General features: G+C 67.9%; 18 protein-coding genes and 1 pseudogene. 4 read left to right on the top strand and 15 right to left on the bottom strand.

From position 1 onward, the window contains the following. Positions 1–230: 230 nt before the first annotated feature. The 11 genes and pseudogenes from ACFTZB_RS24610 to dctA all read right to left on the bottom strand — a co-directional run bounded on the left by ACFTZB_RS24610 (position 231) and on the right by dctA (position 12819). Positions 231–956, bottom strand: a complete 726-nt coding sequence (locus ACFTZB_RS24610) for an aspartate/glutamate racemase family protein (protein ID WP_378434938.1) — start codon at positions 954–956, stop codon at positions 231–233. Between the two features lie 12 nt (positions 957–968). Then, a pseudogene (locus ACFTZB_RS24605) lies at positions 969–2488 on the bottom strand (NCS1 family nucleobase:cation symporter-1). Between the two features lie 205 nt (positions 2489–2693). After that, positions 2694–4037 carry an allantoinase AllB gene (gene allB / locus ACFTZB_RS24600; protein ID WP_378434936.1) on the bottom strand — a complete coding sequence of 448 codons (1344 nt, stop codon included), beginning with the start codon at positions 4035–4037 and terminating at the stop codon, positions 2694–2696. Further along, a complete protein-coding gene (locus tag ACFTZB_RS24595; protein ID WP_276144113.1) occupies positions 4030–5427 on the bottom strand; it encodes an NAD-dependent malic enzyme in 1398 nt (465 codons plus the stop codon). Before ACFTZB_RS24595 ends, allB begins: the two co-directional genes overlap by 8 nt. A 43-nt stretch (positions 5428–5470) precedes the next feature. Beyond that, a complete protein-coding gene (gene alc, locus ACFTZB_RS24590) occupies positions 5471–6526 on the bottom strand; it encodes an allantoicase (RefSeq protein ID WP_378434933.1) in 1056 nt (351 codons plus the stop codon). 63 nt (positions 6527–6589) lie between these two features. Further along, entirely contained in the window at positions 6590–8395 is a 1806-nt protein-coding gene (gene gcl, locus ACFTZB_RS24585; RefSeq protein ID WP_378434931.1) for a glyoxylate carboligase, read from the bottom strand. Between the two features lie 36 nt (positions 8396–8431). Then, entirely contained in the window at positions 8432–9316 is an 885-nt protein-coding gene (locus tag ACFTZB_RS24580) for a 2-hydroxy-3-oxopropionate reductase (protein ID WP_378434929.1), read from the bottom strand. Positions 9317–9351: 35 nt separating this feature from the next. Then, on the bottom strand, positions 9352–10173 hold the full coding sequence (locus tag ACFTZB_RS24575) for a hydroxypyruvate isomerase family protein (protein ID WP_378434927.1): 822 nt from the start codon (positions 10171–10173) through the stop codon (positions 9352–9354). Positions 10174–10199: 26 nt separating this feature from the next. Continuing rightward, entirely contained in the window at positions 10200–10607 is a 408-nt protein-coding gene (locus ACFTZB_RS24570) for a gamma-glutamylcyclotransferase (RefSeq protein ID WP_378434924.1), read from the bottom strand. Positions 10608–10610: 3 nt separating this feature from the next. Continuing rightward, positions 10611–11393 carry an MTAP family purine nucleoside phosphorylase gene (locus ACFTZB_RS24565; RefSeq protein ID WP_378434922.1) on the bottom strand — a complete coding sequence of 261 codons (783 nt, stop codon included), beginning with the start codon at positions 11391–11393 and terminating at the stop codon, positions 10611–10613. Then, a complete protein-coding gene (gene dctA / locus ACFTZB_RS24560) occupies positions 11386–12819 on the bottom strand; it encodes a C4-dicarboxylate transporter DctA (protein WP_378434920.1) in 1434 nt (477 codons plus the stop codon). Before dctA ends, ACFTZB_RS24565 begins: the two co-directional genes overlap by 8 nt. Before the next feature lie 227 nt (positions 12820–13046). Here dctA and ACFTZB_RS24555 point away from each other — a divergent pair, with 227 nt between their 5' ends. The 3 genes from ACFTZB_RS24555 (at position 13047) to ACFTZB_RS24545 (ending at position 15792) form a co-directional block, all read left to right on the top strand. Then, a complete protein-coding gene (locus tag ACFTZB_RS24555; protein ID WP_378434918.1) occupies positions 13047–13817 on the top strand; it encodes an IclR family transcriptional regulator in 771 nt (256 codons plus the stop codon). Positions 13818–13963: 146 nt separating this feature from the next. Continuing rightward, the gene (locus tag ACFTZB_RS24550; RefSeq protein ID WP_378434916.1) at positions 13964–14455 is read left to right on the top strand and encodes a Clp protease N-terminal domain-containing protein; all 492 of its coding nucleotides are present in this window, start codon (positions 13964–13966) and stop codon (positions 14453–14455) included. 101 nt (positions 14456–14556) lie between these two features. Continuing rightward, positions 14557–15792 carry a LuxR C-terminal-related transcriptional regulator gene (locus ACFTZB_RS24545; protein WP_378434940.1) on the top strand — a complete coding sequence of 412 codons (1236 nt, stop codon included), beginning with the start codon at positions 14557–14559 and terminating at the stop codon, positions 15790–15792. Positions 15793–15839: 47 nt separating this feature from the next. Here ACFTZB_RS24545 and fdhD read toward each other — a convergent pair whose 3' ends face one another. From fdhD to ACFTZB_RS24525, 4 genes are read right to left on the bottom strand one after another with little or no spacing between them, the layout of a single operon-like run. Next, positions 15840–16661: a formate dehydrogenase accessory sulfurtransferase FdhD gene (gene fdhD, locus ACFTZB_RS24540; RefSeq protein WP_378434914.1), complete on the bottom strand. Its 822-nt coding sequence runs from the start codon at positions 16659–16661 to the stop codon at positions 15840–15842. Between the two features lie 3 nt (positions 16662–16664). Next, complete coding sequence (locus tag ACFTZB_RS24535; RefSeq protein WP_378434912.1) at positions 16665–18971, bottom strand: FdhF/YdeP family oxidoreductase; 2307 nt, start codon at positions 18969–18971, stop codon at positions 16665–16667. Positions 18972–18975: 4 nt separating this feature from the next. Beyond that, positions 18976–19608 (bottom strand): MBL fold metallo-hydrolase, encoded by a 633-nt coding sequence (locus ACFTZB_RS24530; RefSeq protein WP_378434909.1) that lies wholly within the window; start codon positions 19606–19608, stop codon positions 18976–18978. Next, positions 19605–20690: an S-(hydroxymethyl)mycothiol dehydrogenase gene (locus tag ACFTZB_RS24525; RefSeq protein WP_378434907.1), complete on the bottom strand. Its 1086-nt coding sequence runs from the start codon at positions 20688–20690 to the stop codon at positions 19605–19607. The genes ACFTZB_RS24530 and ACFTZB_RS24525 overlap by 4 nt, the downstream gene beginning before the upstream one ends. Positions 20691–21007: 317 nt before the next feature. Here ACFTZB_RS24525 and ACFTZB_RS24520 point away from each other — a divergent pair. Continuing rightward, positions 21008–22141 (top strand): aromatic amino acid lyase (locus tag ACFTZB_RS24520; RefSeq protein ID WP_378434905.1); only part of this gene is annotated, 1134 nt, incomplete at its 3' end.

Below are 22141 nucleotides of genomic sequence, written 5' to 3'. Positions count from 1 at the left end.
CGGTCCAACAAACCATCGAACGATTCCAACCACTCCGTGGTCTCATCCGGATCGATATCCGGCAGATACGACGCAACACCCTCACGGATGACGCGGGAGCCCACGCGGGGGCGGTCGGCGGAGGTGGTGGTCTGTTCGAGCAAGGGATACTCCATCGTTGCGGGCGCGGGGTCGGGCGCCTGGGTGTCCGCCCGGGGTGAGGGCGGTGTGAATGACTCGTTTTTCGCAAGCTAGCGCTTCGCGAGCGGCCATCCCGTGATCCGCTTGGGGCGCGGGGGCGCGTACGTGCGCACCTTCGAGGTCGAGAGTCCCAACCCTACAAGAGATTCCGCCAATTTCACAGCGGCACTGACTCCGTCGACCACCGGCACGCCGGTGCGTTCGCGGATTCGGTCGTCGAGTCCGGCCATTCCGCCGCAGCCGAGGCAGATCACCTCGGCCTTGTCTTCACGCACGGCCGCTTCGGCCTCGTCGACGATCGCCTCGATCGTGCGTTCGGGGTCGGTTTCCAGTGCGAGGACGGGCAGACCGCTGGCGCGCACGCTCGCGCACTTGGCGTCGAGACCCGCGAGCCGGAGCCGGTCTTCGATGAGCGGCACGGTGCGGTCGAGGGTGGTGACCACGGAGTACTTGTGCCCCAGCATCATCGCGATGCTCGCGGAGGCCTCGGTGATGTCGACGACGGGGACGTCGAGCAGTTCCTGCAGACCCTCCCGGCCGTGTTCGCCGTATCCGGCCTGGATCACCGCGTCGTAGGGTTCGCGGTACGACCGCACCCGGTCCATCACCGCGATCGCGGCGAGGTAGCTCTCGAAGTTCCCTTCGACGGATTCGGCACCGATCTCCGGTGTGAGCCCGACGATCTCGGTTCCGGGTGCTGCCGCGGCCTCTGCCTGCTTGGCGATGGCGTCGGTGATGGATGTGGTGGTGTTGACGTTGACGACGAGAATGCGCATCGAGATCTCCTGTCAGTGGTCGCCGTGGCCGCTGTCCACGGCGATCGACTCGCCGGACACGTCCACGTACTGCCGGGTGCGGTCGCCGACGACGGCGTAGATGGCCGCCGCGAGACCTGCTCCGATGAACCACGAGAAGGGGGCGACGAGATGGAAGGCGGGGACGATCGCGAACAGGGTGCCGACCACGGCGGCGGGTACGAGGGCGTACACCGCTCGCAGATTGAATCCCTTGCGGTAGTAGTAGGTTCCGGTGGGGCTGTCCGAGTAGAGGGCGGGGACGTCGACCTTGGTGCGGCGGATGAACCAGTAGTCGACGAAGATGATGCCGAACAGGGGTCCGAGGACGGCGCCGAGGCCACCGAGGAAGTAGTTGATCACCACCGGGCTGTCGTAGAGGTTCCAGGGCAGCAGGACCACGCCGATGCAGGCGCTGATGATGCCTGCCTTGCGGAGCTGATCTTCTCGGGGGCGAGGTTCGACAGGACGTACGAGGGTGCGACGAAGTTCGCCATGACGTTGACGGCCATCGTGACGATGACGAGGGCGAGGCAGGCCAGCGACAGGAACAGGGTGTTCGGGATCGCGGCGACGATGTCGGTGGGGCTGTCGATGATCGTCCCGTCGATCTGGAACTGGGCGCCGCACAGGATGAACGCGATGACGGCGAACGCGAGGACGTTGACGAACAGGCCCCAGAAGTTGCCGCGCACGACGGCGGTCTTCGACGGGGAGCGCCGGGAGAAGTCGCAGAAGTTGAGAATCAGGGTGCCGTAGATCGACATCCACAGGGCCGCGCCCGCGAAGACCTGCCGCCACATCTCCCCGCCGGACGCGGGCTTGTCGGACGCCCAGGCGACGGAGAAGTCGGTGCGGAACAGCATCCACAGTGCCAGCGAGCCGACGGTGACCAGGATCAGCGGGCCGGCCAGGCTCTCGAACTTGCGCACGGCCTCCATCCCGTAGACGAGGACGACGATCTGGATCGCCCAGATCCCGATGAAGCAGATCCATCCGAGGCTGGACAGTCCGAGGATCGAGTTCTGGTCGAAGCGGCCGAGGGACGGCGTCACGGCGACGAGGAAGATCCGGAAGACGATCGACGCGAGGTAGGTCTGGATTCCGAACCAGACGATCGCGATGATCGCGCGGACGACCGCGGGGATCTGGGCGCCGCGGATGCCGAAGCTGATCCGGCTCATCACGGGAAACGGCACGCCCGTCTTCTGCCCCATGAATCCGGCGTAGGTCATGGCGACGCAGACGATGACCGCGCCGATCATGAGCGACAGGATCATGTGGCCGCCGCCGAGTCCGAGCGCGAACAGGCCGATGGCGAACGAGTAGTTGGCGATGTTGTGGACGTCGTTGGTCCACAGCGTGAAAATGCTGTAGGAACCCCAGCGACGGCCTGCGGCCTTCGTCGGTGCCAGGTCCGCGTTGTAGAGTTTCGGACTCGTCGTGTGACGGCCGGCGGCGGCAGTGTGGTCGACGGTGGTGGTGTGCCGCGAGACTGTGTCGTCTATGAGCATGTGCCTGTCCTTGCGTGGCGGCGAACTAACTTCCGTATCACGGAAAGCTTGTTCCATTGGTCCCTCCAAGTGTGAGCCAGGCAACAGTGGACGGTCAATGATTTCCGCAGGATATATCTTGGTGGCGCACCGCCCCGAACACGACAAACCCGCTGCCGCACTGGATATTTCGTTCCAGCGCGACAGCGGGCAGGGGCGCGGCGGGTCAGGCCAGTCCGCGGCTGAGCAGCCGTCCACGGGGCGCCTCGTCGAGGTCGATCCGTTTTCCGGCCAGCCAGGTGCTGCGCACGACGCCGGCGAGAGCACGCCGGTCGTACGCGGAGACGGGATTCTTGTGCTGCAGGGCAGCCACGTCGACGACGAAGGCCTCCTCCGGCGCGAACACCGCGAAATCCGCCGCGTACCCGAGCGCGATGTGCCCTTTCGTGTTCAGCCCGACCTGCTCGGCGGGGTTCTCCGCCATCCACCGGACCACGTCGTTCAGGGTGTGCCCGCGACGCTTGGCCTCCGACCACACCGCGGACAGCGACACCTGCAGCGAGGCGATGCCGCCCCACGCGACCCCGAAGTCGCCGATGTCGAATCGCTTGAGATCCACCGTGCACGGGGAGTGGTCGGTGACGACGCAGTCGATCACACCGTCGGCGAGGCCCTGCCACAGCAGTTCCCGGTTCCCGGCTTCACGGATCGGCGGGCAGCACTTGAATTGCGTTGCTCCCGAGGGAATTTCCTCGGAGACGAACGACAGGTAGTGCGGGCACGTCTCCACCGTGAGCTTCACGCCGTCCTTGCGTGCCGACGCGATCATCGGCAGCGCGTCCGAGCTCGACAGGTGCAGGATGTGCACACGGCACCCGGTCCACCGGGCCAGCTCGATGACCTCAGCGATGGCGAGATTCTCGGCGCCCCGCGGCCGTGAGTCGAGGAAGTCGGCATAGTTCTCGCCGCCCGGTGACGTCGCGCGGTCGATCGCGTGTGCGTCCTCCGCGTGCACGATCATCATCGCGCCGAAACTGGCGATCTCCTTCAGCGCCAGTTCGAGCTCCGCCGGATCCAACGGCGGGAACTCGTCGACGCCGGAGTGCAGCAGGAAGCATTTGAACCCGAACACCCCCGCGTCGTGCAGGGCACGCAGGTCCGGGACGTTGCCCGGCACGGCGCCGCCCCAGAACCCGACGTCGACGTACGCCTGATCGGACGCGACCCGGCGTTTGACGTCCAGGGCGGCGGCGTCGACGGTCGGCGGGATGCTGTTGAGCGGCATGTCGACGATCGTGGTCACCCCGCCGGCGGCCGCGGCGCGGGTCGCGCTCGCGAAACCCTCCCATTCGGTGCGGCCCGGCTCGTTGACGTGCACGTGGGTGTCGACGAGACCGGGTATCAGCACCTCGTCGTCGCCCAGTTCGACGACGACCTCGGCGTCGAGCCGGGCCCCGTACGGTTCGATGACGACGATCCGGCCGTCACGCACGCCCACACTGCGCGCGACCTCCCCCGCCGCGGTGATCACCCGCGGGGCACGGAACAGCAGATCGAGCGGATCAGACATCGTCGTCACGCCCTGCGCCGGCGACTCCGCGCACCGCTGCCGCCACGGCCGGGGCGACGGCCGCGTCGAACACGCTCGGCACGATGTAGGTGGGGTTGAGCTCCGACGGGGACACCGAATCGGAGATCGCCCGGGCGGCGGCGATGAGCATGTCGTCGGTGATCTCGACGGCGTGGGCGTCGAGCAGACCCCGGAACACGCCCGGGAACGCGAGCACGTTGTTGATCTGGTTCGGGAAGTCGGACCGGCCGGTCGCGACGACGGCGGCATGTTTGCCCGCCGCGACAGGATCGACCTCGGGCACCGGGTTGGCGAGCGCGAAGACGACCGACCGCTCCGCCATCGTCTCGATGTCGCTGCCCGTCAGGATGTCCGGTGCCGACACACCGATGAACACGTCGGCACCGGCGAGGGCGTCCTGCAGCGACCCGGACCGGGCCTCGGGATTGGTGTTGTTCGCGATCCAGGAGCGGAACGAGTCGGACGTGTCGTCGGGCGAGAGGATTCCGTTCCGACCGCACGCCACGATGTTCGTCGCCCCCTGCGCGACCAGTAGGCGGATGATCGCGTGCCCGGCGGCGCCGACACCGGAGACCACGATCTTCACCGTGTCGAGGCTCTTCTCCACCACCCGCAGTGCATTGGTGAGTGCGGCGAGGACCACGATGGCCGTGCCGTGCTGGTCGTCGTGGAACACCGGGATGTCCAGCATGTCGCGGAGCCGGGCCTCGATCTCGAAGCAGCGCGGGGCGGAGATGTCCTCCAGGTTGATTCCGCCGTACACCGGGGCGAGGGCCCGGACGATCTCGACGATCGCGTCCGTGTCCTGGGTGTCCAGGCACACCGGCCACGCGTCGACGTCCGCGAACTGCTTGAACAGGGCCGCCTTGCCCTCCATCACCGGAATCGACGCGGCGGCACCGATGTTGCCCAGCCCCAGCACCGCCGAACCGTCGGAGACCACCGCCACGGTGTTGCGCTTGATCGTCAGCCGTCGTACGTCCTCGGGGTTCTCGGCGATCGCGGTGCAGACCCGGGCGACACCGGGGGTGTACGCGCGGGACAGGTCGTCGCGGTGCTTGAGCGGAACCTTCGGCACCACTTCGAGTTTCCCGCCGAGGTGGAGCAGGAACGTGCGGTCGCTGACCTTGCCCACCACGACGCCGGGCACGTCCGCGATCGCGGACGCGATCTGCTCGGCATGCTCGACGTCGGACGCGTCGCAGGTCACGTCGATGACCATGTGGTCGGGGTGGCTCTCGACCACGTCCAGCGCGGTCATGGCGCCCTTCACGGAGGCCACCGCCCCCGCGAGGGTCGACGTGGTGCCCGCGCCGACCGGGGCCGTGACGCGAACGGTGATGGAGTAGCCGGGACTGGGGTTGGGCATGGGTGTTTCCTCGGGTTCGTCGAAGGAGTAGGGGTGCGCTCGGTCAGCGGGGCGCCTGGTCGGCGACGAGCGCCTGATGCGTCTGCGGAAGCGCGTCCCACCAGGTGCGCCGTGTCTCCGCCAGCGCCGTCTCGTCGAGATCGCCGAACAGCCGCAGCCGGGACAGGCCACCGTCGGGGTAGACGTCGAGTCGCAGGTGGGTGGCCGCGGCGGCGGCGTCCAGAACGAACCGGTGCCGGGTGTCGGGTTGCACGGCGGTGCGCGGCAGCAGTTCCGTCCACGCACCCTCGTCCGAGATGTCGGCGGTGCGCGCGTCGGCGGTGCTCAGCCGCACCCAGCCCGGCGCGTTCCCGACGTAGTAGCTGGTGTCGATCTCGACGTGCCGGGGGCGACCGGCCGCGGCGAGCGAGAACACGGCGAAGTCGTTGCCGCCCCCGCGGCGCCGGGAGTTCTCCCAGCCCTCCCCCATGTTCCGGGCCCGGCCGGGAAGGATGATGTTCGCCGGCGACGCGTAGAACGCGTCCGAGCAGCCGACGAGGCGGCCACCGTTCTCCGCAGCCAGCAGGTCCACGGTCCCGTCCAGGAACCGGGGGTCGGGCACGACCTCACCGTGTACGCGCAGACGCGCGACGCCGCCGTCGGGGTAGATCGACAGCCGTACGTGCGTCCAGCGGTGCCGGTCGGCGACGGCGTACGTGTTCTCCTTGTGTCCCTCGGCCGGGGACTTCTCGACGATGGTCTGCCAGTCCGCCTTCATGACCTCCTCGATGGACGGATAACCCTCGATCGACGCCGCCTCGACCGAGACGAAGGGCGGGTAGTTGCCCTTGAAGTGCGCGGTGTCCACGACGACGCCGTGGATGATGCCGGCGGAACCGAGGCGGACGATCGCGTAGTCGTGGCCGTCGTCGCGGCGGCGGCGGGTCTCCCAGCCGTCGTAGACCTTGCCCTTGTGCCCGAAGTCCGCGGGGTCGAAGAACGGGGCCTCCGCCTTGATGAGGTTCTCCCGCTGGGCGAACAGTTCGTCGTTGGCGGCGGAGACGCTCCCGCCGAGAGCTCGGGAGGCGAGGTCGGGCAGGGCGGTGAAATCGGAAGTCATGATTCTCCTCGTGTGCTGAGTGTTGCGAATTCGTCGGACGATGCGGCGGAAGTCCGGTGTCCCCTAGTCCAGCAGCATGAGGGCCGTGGGGGCGTGCTCCCGGCTCTCCGCCAGATCCTCGAATTCCGCGACGTTGTCGAGTTCGGTACCCATCGCGATGTTGGTGACGCGCTCGAGGAAGACCTCGACCACCACCGGGACCTTGTGCTCGCGGGCGAGTTCACGTGCCTTCCCGAGGGCGCCGGCGATCTCGCCGGGCTCGGTGACCCGCAACGCCTTGCAGCCCAGCCCCTCGGCGACCTTGACGTGGTCGACGCCGTACCCCTTCGGCACCGCGGGCAGCGTCTCGTGCTCGCTCCGCTCCTGGGTGTTGATGTTGTCGAAGCCCAGTTGCACGCAGAAGTCCATGTCGAACGCGCGCTGAGCCTGACGGATCAGCCCCAGGTAGGAGTTGTTCACCACCACGTGGATGTACGGCAGGTTGAACTGCGCGCCCACCGCCAGTTCCTCGATCATGAACTGGAAGTCGTAGTCGCCCGACAGCGCCACCACCGACGTCTCCGGCTCGGCCGCGACCGTTCCCAGTGCCGCCGGGATGGTCCAGCCGAGCGGGCCCGCCTGCCCGCAGTTGATCCAGTTGCGGGCCTTGTACACGTGCAGGAACTGGCCGCCGGCGATCTGCGAGAGACCGATCGTGCTGACGTACCTCGTGTCGCGGCCGAAGACGCGGTTCATCTCCTCGTACACCCGCTGCGGTTTGACGGGAACGTCGTCGAAGTGGGTCTTGCGCTGCATGGTCCGCTTCCGGGTGGCGCAGTCCTCCACCCAGGTGCTGCGGTCCGCCAGGGTCCCGGCGGCCTTGCGCTCCTTCGCGACGGCGACGAACAGTTCCAGCGCCGCCTTGGCGTCGGAGACGATGCCGTAGTCGGGTGCGAACACGCGACCGATCTGGGTGGGCTCGATGTCGACGTGAACGAACTTGCGGCCCTTGCGGTAGGTGTCGAGGCCGCCCGTGTGCCGGTTGGCCCAGCGGTTGCCGATGCCGAGGACGAAGTCCGACGCCAGCATGGTGGCGTTGCCGTACCGGTGCGCGGTCTGCAGACCGACCATGCCGGCGGCGAGACGGTGATCGTCCGGGATCGTGCCCCAGCCCATCAGCGTCGGCACCACCGGAACGTCCAGCAGTTCGGCCAGTTCCACGAGCAGGTCCGCGGCGTCGGCGTTGATGATGCCGCCGCCCGCGACGATCAGCGGGCGGTCGGCGGCGGCCAGCATGTCGAGTGCCTTCTCCGCCTGCGCACGGGACGCGGCCGGCTTGTACACGGGCAGCGGCTGATACGTGTCGGGATCGAAGTCGATCTCCGCCAACTGCACGTCGATCGGCAGGTCGATGAGCACCGGTCCCGGCCGGCCGGACCGCATCAGGTGGAATGCCTGCGCGAACGCTCCCGGAACCTGGGCCGGCTCGAGCACCGTCATCGCCATCTTCGTGACCGGGCCTGCGATCGACGCGATGTCGACGGCCTGGAAGTCTTCCTTGTGCAGGCGCGCGACCGGGGCCTGCCCGGTGATCGCGAGGATCGGGATCGAGTCCGCCATCGCCGAGTACAGGCCGGTGATCATGTCGGTGCCTGCGGGACCGGAGGTGCCGATGCAGACCCCGATGTTCCCGGCCTTGGCGCGGGTGAATCCCTCCGCCATGTGCGAGGCAGCCTCGACGTGGCGGGCGAGGACGTGCTTGATCCCGCCGTGATCACGCATAGCCGAGTAGAACGGGTTGATCGCCGCACCGGGGAGGCCGAACGCCTGGGTGGCGCCTTCGAGTTCCAGAATCTTGACCGCTGCGTCAGCGGCGCGCATACGAGGCATATCACTTCTCCATCGAGGATTACGAGTTGAAACGGGTCACTGGGAGGGGCGGCCGGACAGTCGCTCCACTCCACGCAGCAGTCCCGAATGGTCCAGGCCGCCATCACCGTTCGCGCGGGCGGAGGCCATCAGCTGGGCGACGACCGCGCCGAGCGGTGTCACGACACCGGCCTCACGGGCGGCGCTGGTCACGATGCCGAGGTCCTTGTGGTGCAGGTCGATGCGGAACCCGGGCTCGAACGAGCGGTCCAGCATCTTCTGCGCCTTCTGGTTCAGGACGGCCGATCCGGCCAGTCCGCCGCCGAGTACCTCCACGGCGGCCGCGGTGTCGACACCGTAGGCCTCGAGGAAGACGACCGCCTCGGCGAGGAGCTGGATGTTGCCGGCGACGATCAACTGGTTCGCGGCCTTCACCGTCTGCCCGGACCCGTTCGGGCCCACGTGGACCACGGTCTTCCCGACGACGTCGAGGATCGGCTTCGCCGCGGCGAAGTCCTCGTCCTTGCCGCCGACCATGATCGACAGGGCCGCGTTCTTCGCGCCTGCCTCACCGCCCGAGACCGGGGCGTCGATCAGCCGGAAGCCACGCTCGACCGCCTGCGCGGCGAGTGCGGTGGTGACGTCGGGCCGGATGCTGGAGAAGTCGATGATCAGGGCGCCGGCCGGGGCGTGCGCGAACACACCGTCCTCACCGGCGAGGACGGCCTGGACGTCCGGCGAGTCGGGGACCATGACGGCCACGACATCGGCACCGGCGACGGCCTTGGCGATCGAGTCCGCCGCGGCGCCCCCGGCCTCGACGAGTGCGGCGGTGCGCTCCGGTGAGCGGTTGTATCCGACCACCTGGTGGCCGGCCTTGGCGAGATGAACAGCCATGGGGCTGCCCATGATTCCGAGTCCGATGAATGCGATAGTGCTCACGAGTCTCCTCGATTCCGTCGAAGGGTGGTGGTGGGTCAGCGGCCGGCGCGGGTCGCGCGCTGCTCGCGGGGCAGCCAGTCGAACGTGTCCGGCCGCGTCGCCTTGTATTCGAGTCCGACGTATCCGCGGTAACCGTGCCCGGCCAGTCGCTTCAGGTGGCCGTCGATGTCGAGGGTCCCGGTGCCGGGTTCGCCGCGTCCCGGCGCGTCCGCGATCTGCACGTGCCCGATCCGGTCGGCGTAGGTATCGATCGCGGCGCCGACGTCGTCGCCGTTGACCTCGAGGTGGTAGAGGTCCGCGAGGAGCCGGAGCGAATCGACACCGTGGTCGGTCTTCACCCGGTCGATCACGGCGATCGCCTCGGCCGCGGTCTTCAGCGGGTAGGCCGGTGTGCCACTGACCGGTTCGACGAGCACGACCGCACCGATACGATCCGCAGCCTTGCCCGCCTGGGCCAGGTTCTCGGTGGCCGTGTCGTCCTGGATCTTCGGATCCGCGCCGTCGATGCGGTTACCGTACAGGGCGTTGAAGGCTTTGGTGCCCAGCCGTTCTCCGATCCCGACGGTGACGTCGATGTTGTCGCGGAACGCCGACACCTGCGCCGGGTCGGACAGCAGTCCGCGATCTCCCGCCGGCATGTTGCCCGCGGCGAAGTTCAATCCGGTGAGCTGCACTCCGGCGTTCTCGATCGCGGCCACGAAGGCGTCGACGTCGCTGTCCCTCGGTACGGCGGTGTCGAACGGCCACCAGAATTCGACGGCGTCGAATCCGGCATCCCGGGCGGCCTGCGGGCGCTGCAGGAGCGGCACGTCGGTGAGCAGGATCGAGCAGTTCAGGGTGTAGGCAATGGTGTCCATCGGCTGTTCTTTCACTTTCGGGGTGTTCAGGAGACGGTGGTGTTGTCGGGCTCGGGCAGGCCGCGGTAGCGTCGCCAGCCGCCGTGATCGGTGATCTCGGTGAGTTCATCGGCCTTGCTCTCGAGCAGACCCGGTCGCAGCCCCACCGCGAGAACCGAACGGCCGTCGGACAGTTCGATCACCGTGAGCTCGAGTTCCTCGGGCTCCTCGGGGAGGAAGTCGGTGCGGATGTCGCCGATCGGCACGTCGTAGAGTTCGCCCTCGATCGAGGCGCCTCCGGTCTCCGCCAGGAGGAGGGCAGGGAATTCGTCACGTACGGAGAAGAATCGGTAGTTCGGTGCGGTCCGTACCGCGCCGAGGAACGTGTGCGCAGACACGTTGTGATGCAGGTTTCCGCCACGCATCGCTCCACCGTTGCAGAACAATTCGGTCATTCGTCAGCTCCTTCTTCCGTGGGCAGTTGCCGTCGTTTCAGGCTTGTCTGCCAGTTCGATCGCGACCTGAAGCAGCGCTTCGCGCAGTCGCTTGGTGTTGGCGTCGAGTCCTTCACGCACCAGGTCCTGGGTGACCGGCCACGGGGTGTCGCTGATGACGTCGTGATCGGTGACCAGGGCGATGCAGGTGTAGGACATGCCGAGTTCCCGGGCCAGCGCCGCTTCGGGATACGGCGTCATGCTGATCAGGTCCCAGCCCTGGGCCGCGTACCAGCGGGATTCGGCGCGAGTCGAGAATCGGGGGCCGCGGATCGCGACCATCACACCGCCGTCGTTGACCACCCAGCCGCTCCGGCGGAGCGTCGAGACCACTGCCTGCCGTCCGCGGACGCAGAACGGGTCCGCGAAGGAGATGTGGACGTCGTCGTCGTGGAACGTGTCGTCGGTGCGGCCGGTGCGGTCGACCAACTGGTCGGGGACGACGACCGACCCGACACCGATCGCCGGTCGCAGGGAGCCGGAGGGGGTGGGCGCGAGGATGGTCCGCACACCCAGGCTGTGCAGTGCCCAGATGTTCGCGCGGGCATTGATCCGGTGCGGCGGGATGTTGCGGTGCCGCCCGGTGCGGGTCAGGTACGCGAGCCGGCGGCCGCCGGAGGATCCCAGGACGATGTTGTCGGAGGTGGGACCGTACGGGGTGTCGACCGAGATCTGTTCGGCGTCGTCGAGCAGACCGTGATAACCCCAGGTACCGAGGAGACCGACGGTGGGCTGGGTGTCAGGCATGGTGGTTCACCGTTCCTTCCGGGGTCCTGTTGACGGTCAGCGCTTCGGGCTTCTCGATCGCCGGCGGGGCCGGTGTGGTCTCGAGGTGTTCGTGCCCGGGGTGCGGGTGCATGGTGACGTCGTCCGGGTCGTCGGGTGTCACCTTGCCGTCGAGAACCGCTCGCATCTTGTCCTTGTCGAGCAGACCCTCCCAGTTGGCGACCACGAATGTCGCGAGGCAGTTGCCGAGCAGGTTCGTGAACACGCGCATGGAGTCCATGAGCCGGTCGGCGCCGAGCAGCAACACGACGGCGGCCACCGGGAACGCGCCGATCGCGGCGGCGGTCGCCGACAGGGCGACGAACGCGGAGCCCGGTACACCGGCCATCCCCTTGGAACTGAGGATCAGGATGCCCATGATCGCGAGCTGTTCACCGAAGCCGAGATCGACACCGACGGCCTGCGCGAGGAACATCATCGCCAGCGACAGGTAGATCGCGGCTCCGTCGAGGTTGAACGAATAGCCGGTGGGGATCACCAGACCGACGACGGCGCGGTCGCAGCCCGCGTTGTCCAGCTTCTTGATGATGCGGGGCATGACGGCTTCGGAGGAACCGGTGCCCAGGGCGAGCATGAACTCCTCGCGGCAGTACTTGATGAACTTCCACGCATTCACGCCGGTGATCAGCTTGACCACGATCGACAGCACGACGATGAAGATCACGGCCGCGCCGTAGCACGCCAGGATGAGCATTCCGAAGGATTTGAGGGAGCCGGCACCGTAGTTGCCGACGGTGAAGGCCATCGCGCCGAATGCCCCGAGCGGCGCCAGGTACATGATGTAGCCGACGATGCGGAAGATGACGTGCAGCGTCTGGTCGATCACGTCCATCAGGATCGGCGGGGCCGACTCGCTGTAGGACGCCAGAGCGACACCGAACAACACCGCGAACAGCAGTACCTGCAGCAGATTGTTCTGTGCGAAGGCGTCGAACACGCTGGTCGGGATGATGTGCATGACGAACTCGACGCCACCGGGCAGGTGCCCGCCCTGGGTCTTCTCGTCCAGTGCGGTGGTGTCCAGCGTTGCCGGGTCGATGTTGAGGCCGCTGCCCGGGTGGACGAGGTTGCCGACCAGCAGGCCGAGACCGAGCGCGCACGTGGTCGCGGCAGTGAACCAGAGCAGCGCCTTACCGCCGATCTTGCCCAGCGCCTTCATGCTGCCGACCTTGGCGATTCCGGTCACGATCACCAGGAAGATCAGCGGGGACACGACCATTTTGATCAGCTTGATGAACCCCTCACCCAGTGGTGCCAGGTGATGGGAAAACTCCGGAAACACGATTCCGGTGGTGATACCCAGGGCAATGCCGATGAGCACCTGGACGAAAAGCGATCTGTACCAACGCTGCTTTGTGGGTTTCGCAGCGATTTCGACTTCAGACACGGGGCCCTCCCTCGGGGCTTGGTGTTTTCCATATTATGGAAGTTGTATTTCGTATCTCGATATAGTGAACGCCGTCACACCGCGGTTTGTCAACCGATGTAGCGAAGGAATCGGCACGATCCGCCGCAACCGCGCTATCGTCATACGGAGCGCCCTTTCCGCCTGACGGAAAGAACGGGGGGCTCCCGGGGGAGGCACCCCGAGGCAGTCAGAGGATGGAGCCAGACATGACGAACGGTCAGAACGCGGCCGGCGGCGTGCAGTCGGTCGAGCGCGCATTCGACATACTCGAGATCATGGCGAGCGCCGGCGGGTCCATCGGCGTGAGCGAACTCGCCGAACTGGCCGGACTTCCCCTTCCGACGATCCACCGGCTCATCCGCACACTGATGAACCGCGGGTACGTGCGGCAACTGCCCACGCGCCGCTACGCGCTCGGCCCCAAGCTGATTCGGCTCGGCGAGAGTGCCACGCAACTGATCGGCGCGTGGTCGCGGCCGCACCTGTCCGAACTGGTGCGAGGCACCGGCGAGACCGCGAACATGGCCGTCCTCGACGGCACCATGGCCGTCTACGTCGCACAGGTGCCGTCCGAGCATGCGATGCGGATGTTCACCGAGGTCGGCCGCCGCGTGTACCCGCACTGCACCGGTGTCGGCAAGGCCATCCTCATGCAATTGTCGAACGACGCCGTGCGCTCACTGGTCGGCCGGACGGGCATGACGACGTATACCGAGAATTCGCTGACCGACCCGGACATGCTGATCACCGATCTCGAGTTGAGCCGGCAACGCGGCTTCGCCATCGACGAGGGCGAGCAGGAAATCGGCGTCCGCTGCTTCTCGGTGCCGGTGCCGAACGCTCCGACGCCCACCGCCATCTCCGTCTCCGGGCCCGCGGCCCGCGTCACCCTCGAGTCGGCCGACCACATCGTGCCGCTGCTCAAGCGCGTCGCGAAGGAACTCGGCACCGAGTTCGACAAGAACGCCGCGCTCTAGGCGCTCGAGCGTGACGCCGTCGCCGACGCACTGTCCGCCGGCTGGACCTGGGCAGACATCGGTCAGGCGCTCGGCGTCTCGGGTCAGGCGGCGCACAAACGCCTCGGGCCGGGGCGATCCACCGACAAGAAGACGAGGGGACCACGATGACATTCACCCGGGCCTGGCGCGACATGCGCACGATGAAGACACTGTTCTCCGAAACGGAGGCCGAGGCCGACCGCCTCGGTGACCGCGAGCCCGGCCTCGAGCACCTGCTCCTCGCGTCGTTCGCGCTGCCGGACGGAACGACGGGCCGGGTGTTCGATCGTCTCGGTTCGAACCGGGACGCGCTGCGCGAGGCGGTCGTTCACGTGCACGGCGAGGCCCTCGCGGCGGCAGGGATGACCGACGCGGGCGCCGCAACCAGCGCGCTCAGCCGCCCCCGCACCGGTCCGCTGCGGCTGACCGAACCGGCCCAGGGCGCGTTCCGCAACGCGGTGGCTCTCGCGAAATCGGAACGCAGACCGATCGTCGGCGCCGACGTCGTCGCGGCCGTGGCCACCGTCACCCACGGCACGGCGGCGCGGGCGCTGGAATCGCTGGGGCTCGTCCGATCCGACGTCGTCGACGCCGCGCGGGCGGAGCCGGCACGATGACCGGACAGCCCAGGATCGGTGTTCGCCGCCTGCGCGGATAGGCTCGACACGTGGTTCTTCCCAGCACGACTTCGGTGTCACCGGCAGATGTTCTCGGTTCCATGCGGGACGTCATCGACGCTCCCCTGCCCGACATCGCCGTCCGCTTCTCCAAGTTCCTCGCCGACATCTGGCCGCACACCGCGCTGGTGATCTTCACCCGGGAATGCACGGGACGTCCCCGCAAGGTCAGCGGCGACCCCGCGGTGGTCGAACGCGTCACCATCGCCGAACTGGACGCATTGCGCACCCGGATGACGGAAGGCACACCGTTCGACGACCAGACCGTGGTCGCCGGCTCGAAGCGGAAGGTGTGGGCGCTGCTCGACGCGACCGGAACCCTCCTCCTCGTGCTGCCGAAGCCGCGGCAGCACATCCGGGAGGTCCCGCTGGTGGCGGGCGCCTTCGGTGTCGTCGCCGTGTCGATCCGGCATCAGGTCGCGCAGGCGAGCCCGGCGTACCTGGCGGAGTCGCGGGCCGCGTCGAGCGAGCGGGCCAGGACCATCGTGGAGTTGACGGACCTGCACGCCGCGACCCTCGAATCCATCCTGTCGACGCTGCGGTCCAAGGACCTCGACGACCGTCGGTCGCGGATCACGGCGAGCGAGACGGCGTCGTCGGCGCTGATCACCCTGCGGTCGGCGGGCGAATCCGATCGCATCCTCGCGGAGGAAGCCGTCACCACGGCGTTCGCCCGGTTGCAGGGCGAACTGCGACCGCTGCTCCAGCACCGTCCCGTGCGGGTCGATTACGTCGATCCACCGGTGGACGGTCGCGCGCTGCCCGGTGAGGTGGCGAGCGCCGCGCGGGCCGTCGTGCGCAGCGCCGTCCTGGCGTTCGCGACCCAGTCCACCCTCGAGCGCATTCGCATCGCCTGGGACTGCGACGGCTCGAACCTCCTGGTCGAGGTCCGCGACGACGCCGAGGGCGGACTCGACACCGGCGCACTGGTGCGGCAACTCTCCGGCCGGGTGCACACGCTCGGTGGCCGGATCGACGTCGAGTCGGTCGACGGGTGGGGGTCCCGGGTGGCGGTCGCGATCCCCCTCGACGTCCCCGCGGCCCGACCGGACGAACAGCAACTCGGCGACCTCAACCCCCGCGAACTCGAGGTGCTGGGTCACCTGGCCACGGGTAAGAGGAACAAGGCGATCGCCGACAGCCTCGGCATCAGCGAGAGCACGGTCAAATTCCACGTCGCCGGGGTGCTGAAGAAACTCGGGGTGGCGTCCCGAGGCGAGGCCGGCGCGATCGCCCTCGAGGCCGGCGTCCGCGCCGACACCACCGGCAGGCACTGACCCCACGTGAGTGGCACAGTGTGCGGGCGCACGCTGTGCCACTCACGTCAGGTGATGCGGTCCGGGTGGGTGTAGAGGTTCATGGTGGCGCCGCGGAGGAACCCGATCAGGGTCAGGCCGGTGTCGTGGGCGAGGTCGATCGCCAGCGACGACGGCGCGGACACCGCCGCCAGGATCGGAATGCCGGCCATCACCGCCTTCTGCGCCAACTCGAACGACGCCCGACCCGACACCAGCAGCACCGTCCCGCGCAGCGGCACCCGGTCCTGCTCGGTGGCCCACCCGATCAGCTTGTCGACCGCGTTGTGCCGACCGACGTCCTCCCTGACCGCGAGCAGCTCCCCGGTCCGGGTGAACAACCCCGCCGCATGCAGACCCCCGGTCGTGTCGAACACCTTCTGCGCCGCACGCAACTGATCCGGCAACTCCGCGATCGTCGCCGCCTCCACCCGCACCGTGTCCGTCGCCGGGGAATGCCGGGTGCGCTGCCGGATCGCATCGAGCGACGCCTTACCACACACCCCACACGACGAGGTGGTGTAGAAATTGCGTTCGATTCCCATGTCGGGCAGGAACACCCCCGGCGCCAGATCCACGTCGAGGACGTTGTACGTGTTGCGGCCGTGCTCGTCGACACTGTTGCAGTACCGGATCGACGCGACATCACCGCGCCCGGCGATGATGCCCTCGGTCAACAGAAACCCCTGCGCCAACTCGACATCCGAACCCGGGGTCCGCATCGTCACCGCCAACGGTGTGCCGTTCACCCGGATCTCGAGGGGTTCCTCCACCACGACGGTGTCCGGCCGGGTCGAGTGCCGGGTGTCGGTGATCCGGGTGACCGGGGTCCGGGTCGTCACCCGCCCCACGGGTCAGCCCCGCTTCTCGAGGCGGATCGTGACCGCCTTCGACACCGGCGTGTTCGACTTTTTCGCGACGTGATCGAGCGGGATCAGCGGATTCGTCTCCGGATAATAGGCGGCCACATTCCCGACCGGGGTCGGGTACGGCACCAACCGGAAATCCTCCGCCCGCCGCTCCTCCACGCTGCCGTCCGGGGCCGACCACTCCGAGACCAGGTCCACCCGATCCCCCGCCGCGTACCCGAACGATTCCAGGTCCTGCGTGCTGATGAACAGCACCCGCCGTCCGCCCTTGACGCCGCGGTAGCGGTCGTCGAGACCGTAGATGGTGGTGTTGTACTGGTCGTGCGACCGCATGGTCTGCAGGATCAGCTTCCCGTCCGGCACCGGCACCCAGGACAACTCGCTGACCGTGAAATTGGCCTTCCCCGTGTGCGTCACGAACCGGCGCTCGTCCCGCGGCGGGTGCGGCAACGCGAACCCGTCCGGCCCGCGCACCTTCCGGTTGAAGTCCTCGAACCCCGGAATCACCCGGGCAATGGAATCGCGGATCCGGTCGTAGTCGGCGGTGAACTCCGCCCACGGCACCGAATGCTCCGGCCCGAACAACGCCTGCGCGATCCCGCAGACGATCGCGACCTCACTGCGCAACTGATCGCTCGCGGGGGTGAGGCTGCCGCGGGACAGGTGCACCATCGACATCGAATCCTCGACCGTCACCTGCTGCTTGCGACCGTTCTGGAGATCCTTGTCGGTGCGGCCCAGCGACGGCAGGATCAGCGCGCTCTGCCCGGTCACCAGGTGCGACCGGTTCAGTTTCGTCGACACCTGCACCGTCAGCGCGCACCGGCGCAGCGCCGCCTCGGTGGTCTCGGTGTCCGGGGTCGCGGACACGAAGTTGCCGCCCATCCCCACGAACACCGACGCCCTCCCGTCGCGCATCGCCCGGATCGAATCGACCGCGTCGAATCCGTGCTTACGCGGGGACCGGATCCCGAACTCCGTGTCCAACGCCGTCAGGAACGATTCGGGCATCTTCTCCCAGATGCCCATCGTCCGGTCGCCTTGGACGTTGGAGTGCCCGCGCACCGGGCACACCCCGGCACCCGGTTTGCCGATCATCCCCTGCAGCAGCAGCAGGTTCACCGCGTCCTGGATCGTCGCCACCCCGTGGGTCTGCTGCGTCAATCCCATCGCCCAGCAGATGATCGTTTTCTTCGATCCGATCAACGAGTCCGCCGTGGCCCGGATCTGCTCGAGCGTCAACCCGGTCGCCGCCACCACCGTGTCCAGGTCGACCTGCCGCAGGTGTGCCGCGCACGCCTCGAACCCGGCGGTGTGCCGGTCGATGAACTCCCGGTCCAGGACCGTCCCGGGATTGCGGTCTTCGGCCTCGAGCAGCAACCGGCCCAAACCCTGGAACAGGGCCTGGTCACCGCCGATCCGGATCTGCAGGAACTCGTCCGCGATCTGCACGCCATCGCCGACCACCCCGTGCACCTTCTGCGGGTCCTTGAACCGCAGCAGTCCGGCCTCCGGCAGCGGGTTGATCGCGATCACCTTCGCCCCGTTGGCTTTCGCCTTCTCCAACGTCGAGAGCATCCGGGGATGATTCGTCCCCGGGTTCTGGCCGGCGATCAGGATCAGGTCGGCGTTCTCGATATCGGGGACCGACACCGACCCCTTCCCGATCCCGATCGTCTCCACCAACGCACTACCCGAGGATTCGTGGCACATGTTCGAACAATCCGGCAGGTTGTTCGTCCCGAACGCCCGGATCATCAACTGATACACGAACGCCGCCTCGTTCGACGTGCGCCCGGAGGTGTAGAACACCGCCTCGTCCGGCGACGCCAGACCGCGCAGCTCGCCGGCGATCAGGTCGAACGCCGCGTCCCACCCGATCGGCTCGTAATGCGTGGCCCCGGGCAGCAGGACCATCGGATGCGTCAGCCGGCCCTGCTGACCCAGCCAGAACTCGGTGCGACCCAGCAACTCCTGCACCGAATGCTCCGCGAAGAACTCCGGGGTCACCGTCCGCGTGGTGGCCTCCTCCGCGACCGCCTTCGCCCCGTTCTCGCAGAACTCCGCATGCTTGCGGTGCCCGGGGGTTTCCGGCCACGCACACCCGGGGCAGTCGAATCCCTGGCGCTGATTCAGTTTCATCAGGGTCCGGGCCGTGCGCACCGGACCCATCTGCTCCAAACCGCGCTTGAGCGAGACCAACACCGCAGGAACACCTGCCGCATAGGACTTCTCGTGCGTGACGACGACGTCTTCCTCGTCGAAGGTGTACCTGTCGGTGATGTCGGTCATGGAATCAGTGTCCTCGGGCAATCCACTCGGCGAGATGCGGGGCTTCGGTACCGATCGTGGTGCCGTCCCCGTGCCCGGTATACACCACGGTCTCCTCGGGCAACGCGAACAACCGGTCGCGGATCGACCCGATGATCGTCGGGAAATCCGAGAACGACCGACCCGTCGCACCCGGGCCGCCCGAGAACAGGGTGTCCCCGGAGAACAACGCCCCCGCCTCGGGCAGGTACAGGCACACCGACCCCGGTGAATGCCCGGGCGCGTGGATCACCTGGATCTCGGTGCCGGCGATCGCGATGCGCTGCGCGTCCTCGAGGTTCCAGTACTTGTCGTCCGGGTGGCTCATCTTCCACAGCACGTCGTCACCGGGGTGCAGCAGCACCGGGGCGTGCAACCGCTCCGCGAGTTCCGGGGCCACGGTCACGTGATCGTTGTGCCCGTGGGTGCAGATCACGGCGTTCACGTGCCGGCCGCCGACGGCGTCGATGATCGGCTGCGCCGCATGCGCGGCATCCACGATCACCACGTCGGTGTCGTCCCCGACCAGCCAGATGTTGTTGTCGACGTTCCACTCTCCGCCGTCGAGGGCGAAGGTGCCCTCGGTGACGACCCGCTCGATCCGCAACTGCCCGCTCACAGCACGACCACCGAGCGCAGCACCTCACCGGCATGCATCCGGTGGAACGCCTCCTCGACCTCGTCGATCTTGATGCGCTCGGTCACGAACTTCTCCAGCGGCAACCGGCCCTGCTGGAACAGATCCACCAGCATCGGAAAGTCCCGCTCCGGCAGGCAGTCGCCGTACCACGACGACTTCAACGACCCACCACGGGAGAAGAAGTCGATCAACGGCATCTCCAACGTCATGTCCGGGGTCGGAACCCCCACCAACACCACGGTGCCGGCCAGGTCGCGGGCGTAGAACGCCTGCTTCCACGTCTCCGGGCGACCGACGGCGTCGATCACCACGTCCGCACCGAAACCGCCGGTCAGCTCCTGCACGGCCTCGACCGCGTCGACGTTGCCGCCGTTGATGGTGTGCGTCGCACCCAGGTCCTTGGCCCATTCGAGCTTCTTCTCGTCCCGGTCGATCGCGATGATCTTGTTCGCCCCGGCCAGGCGGGCACCCATGATCGCGGCGTCACCGACTCCGCCGCAGCCGATGACGGCCACCGAGTCGCCGCGGCCCACGTTGCCGGTGTTGACGGCGGCACCGAGGCCGGCCATCACACCGCACCCGAGCAGCCCGACGACCGCGGGGTCCGCGGACGGGTCCACCTTCGTGCACTGCCCCGCGTGGACGAGGGTCTTGTCGGCGAACGCGCCGATCCCCAGCGCCGGGGTGAGTTCGGTGCCGTCCTCGAGCGTCATCTTCTGCGCCGCGTTGTGAGTGTCGAAACAGTACTGCGGGCGACCGCGCTTACACGCCCGGCACTGACCACACACGGCCCGCCAGTTCAGCACCACGAAGTCGCCGACCGCCACCGACGTCACACCCTCGCCGACACTCTCCACGATCCCGGACGCCTCGTGTCCGAGCAGGAACGGGAACTCGTCGTTGATCCCGCCATCGCGGTAGGTCAGGTCCGTGTGGCACACACCGCACGCCGCGATGTCGACCACCACCTCACCCGGACCCGGATCCGGAATATTCACGGTCGCGATCTCGACGGGGGCACCCTTGGATCGGGCGATGACGCCTCGTACCTGCTGCGGCATTGGACTCATTCCTTCGGTCGATCAGTCAGAGCGGAATCGATGCATGGCCATATATGCACCTCTCCCGAGACCCTACGTTCCGGACGATCACAGAGGGACTGATCGAAGTGAGAGGTCGACCTAGCCGGAATGCCAGCCCCCCGGGGCGGGGTTGCGAACCTGTCGATCGGCGGAAATCGACGGTTGACAGGGTGCGGTATATACAGGACTATACATCTCGAACGAGTGAGGCAGACCACACTGAACGCAGACGCCGCACGACGCCGTCCGCACCCGCCTCGTGAGTACCCGCACACCGCATCGATCACGGAGTTCCGATGACCCCGAAAGATCCCCGCCCGACCGAGGAACCGCACCCGCCCGTTCCGGTGCTGCTCGACGGCTCCCAGCTCACCGTCGACCAGCTGACGACTCTGGCCCGGGAGCCGGTCGTCGTCGCGCCCGACCCCGCCGCGCTCGACCACGCACGCCGTTCCTGGGAGACCGCGGTGCGCATCGCCGCGCGTCAGCCGATCTACGGACGCACCACGGGGGTCGGCGGAAACCGGGACACCTCCGTCTCCGACGGTGTCGAACAGGACCTCCGCCTGCTCCGCAGCCACGCCACCGGCTCGGGCCCGTCGCTGCCCGGCCACGTCGTCCGCGCCGCGATGATCATTCGCGTCAACCAGATCCTCAACGGCGGATCCGGGCTGCACCCCGACATCGTGACGGCGCTGATCGATGCCGTCGCCGCGGACGAACTGCCCGCCGTGCACGCACGCGGGGCCATCGGCACCGGCGACCTCAGCGCGTTCTCCGAGATCGCACTCGGGCTGATGGGCGAGACACCGCTGCGGGACGGCCGGGTCGTGCCCCGGTGGACGGCGCACCGGGGTGACGCGCTCCCCCTGATCTCGACGAACGCGATGACCGTCGCGCTCGCCGCCACGGCCACCGACAGCGTGGCGAACTGGCTGGAGCATTCGCTGATCGTCGGCGTGCTGTCGCTGCTGGCGACGCGCAGTTCCGTCGAGCCGTTCGCCGCACGGGTGCAGGCGGCCCGCAGGCACCTCGGCCAGGAGGAAGTGGCGGGCCGGGTCCGAGAACTCCTCGCCGATCACGACGTCCGGGCCGCCCGGGTGCAGGACTCCTACGGGTTCCGCGCCCTCCCCCAGATCCTCGGCGCCACCTGGCAGGCGCTGCAACGACTGCGGGGGACCCTCGCGATCGAGATGAACTCGTCCTCCGAGAACCCCCTCATCTCCGTCGAGGACGACGCCGTGTTCCACAACGGCAACTTCCACGGGATGCCGATCGCCCTCGCCGTGGACGAGGCGAAACTCGCGCTGTCGAGCGCGGCGTTGCTGTCGCAGTGCAGGTTGGCCAACCTGTCGGATCCGGCGGTCACCGGCCTGCGGCCGTTCCTGGCCGACGGTCCGGCAGGCAGCAGCGGCACCATTATGGTGTTG

Source organism: Rhodococcus sp. NPDC057014, assembly GCF_042673295.1.
GTDB lineage: Bacteria > Actinomycetota > Actinomycetes > Mycobacteriales > Mycobacteriaceae > Rhodococcus_F.
The sequence above is the reverse complement of the archived record's forward strand: the minus strand, read 5'-3'. Positions and strand labels throughout refer to the sequence as shown.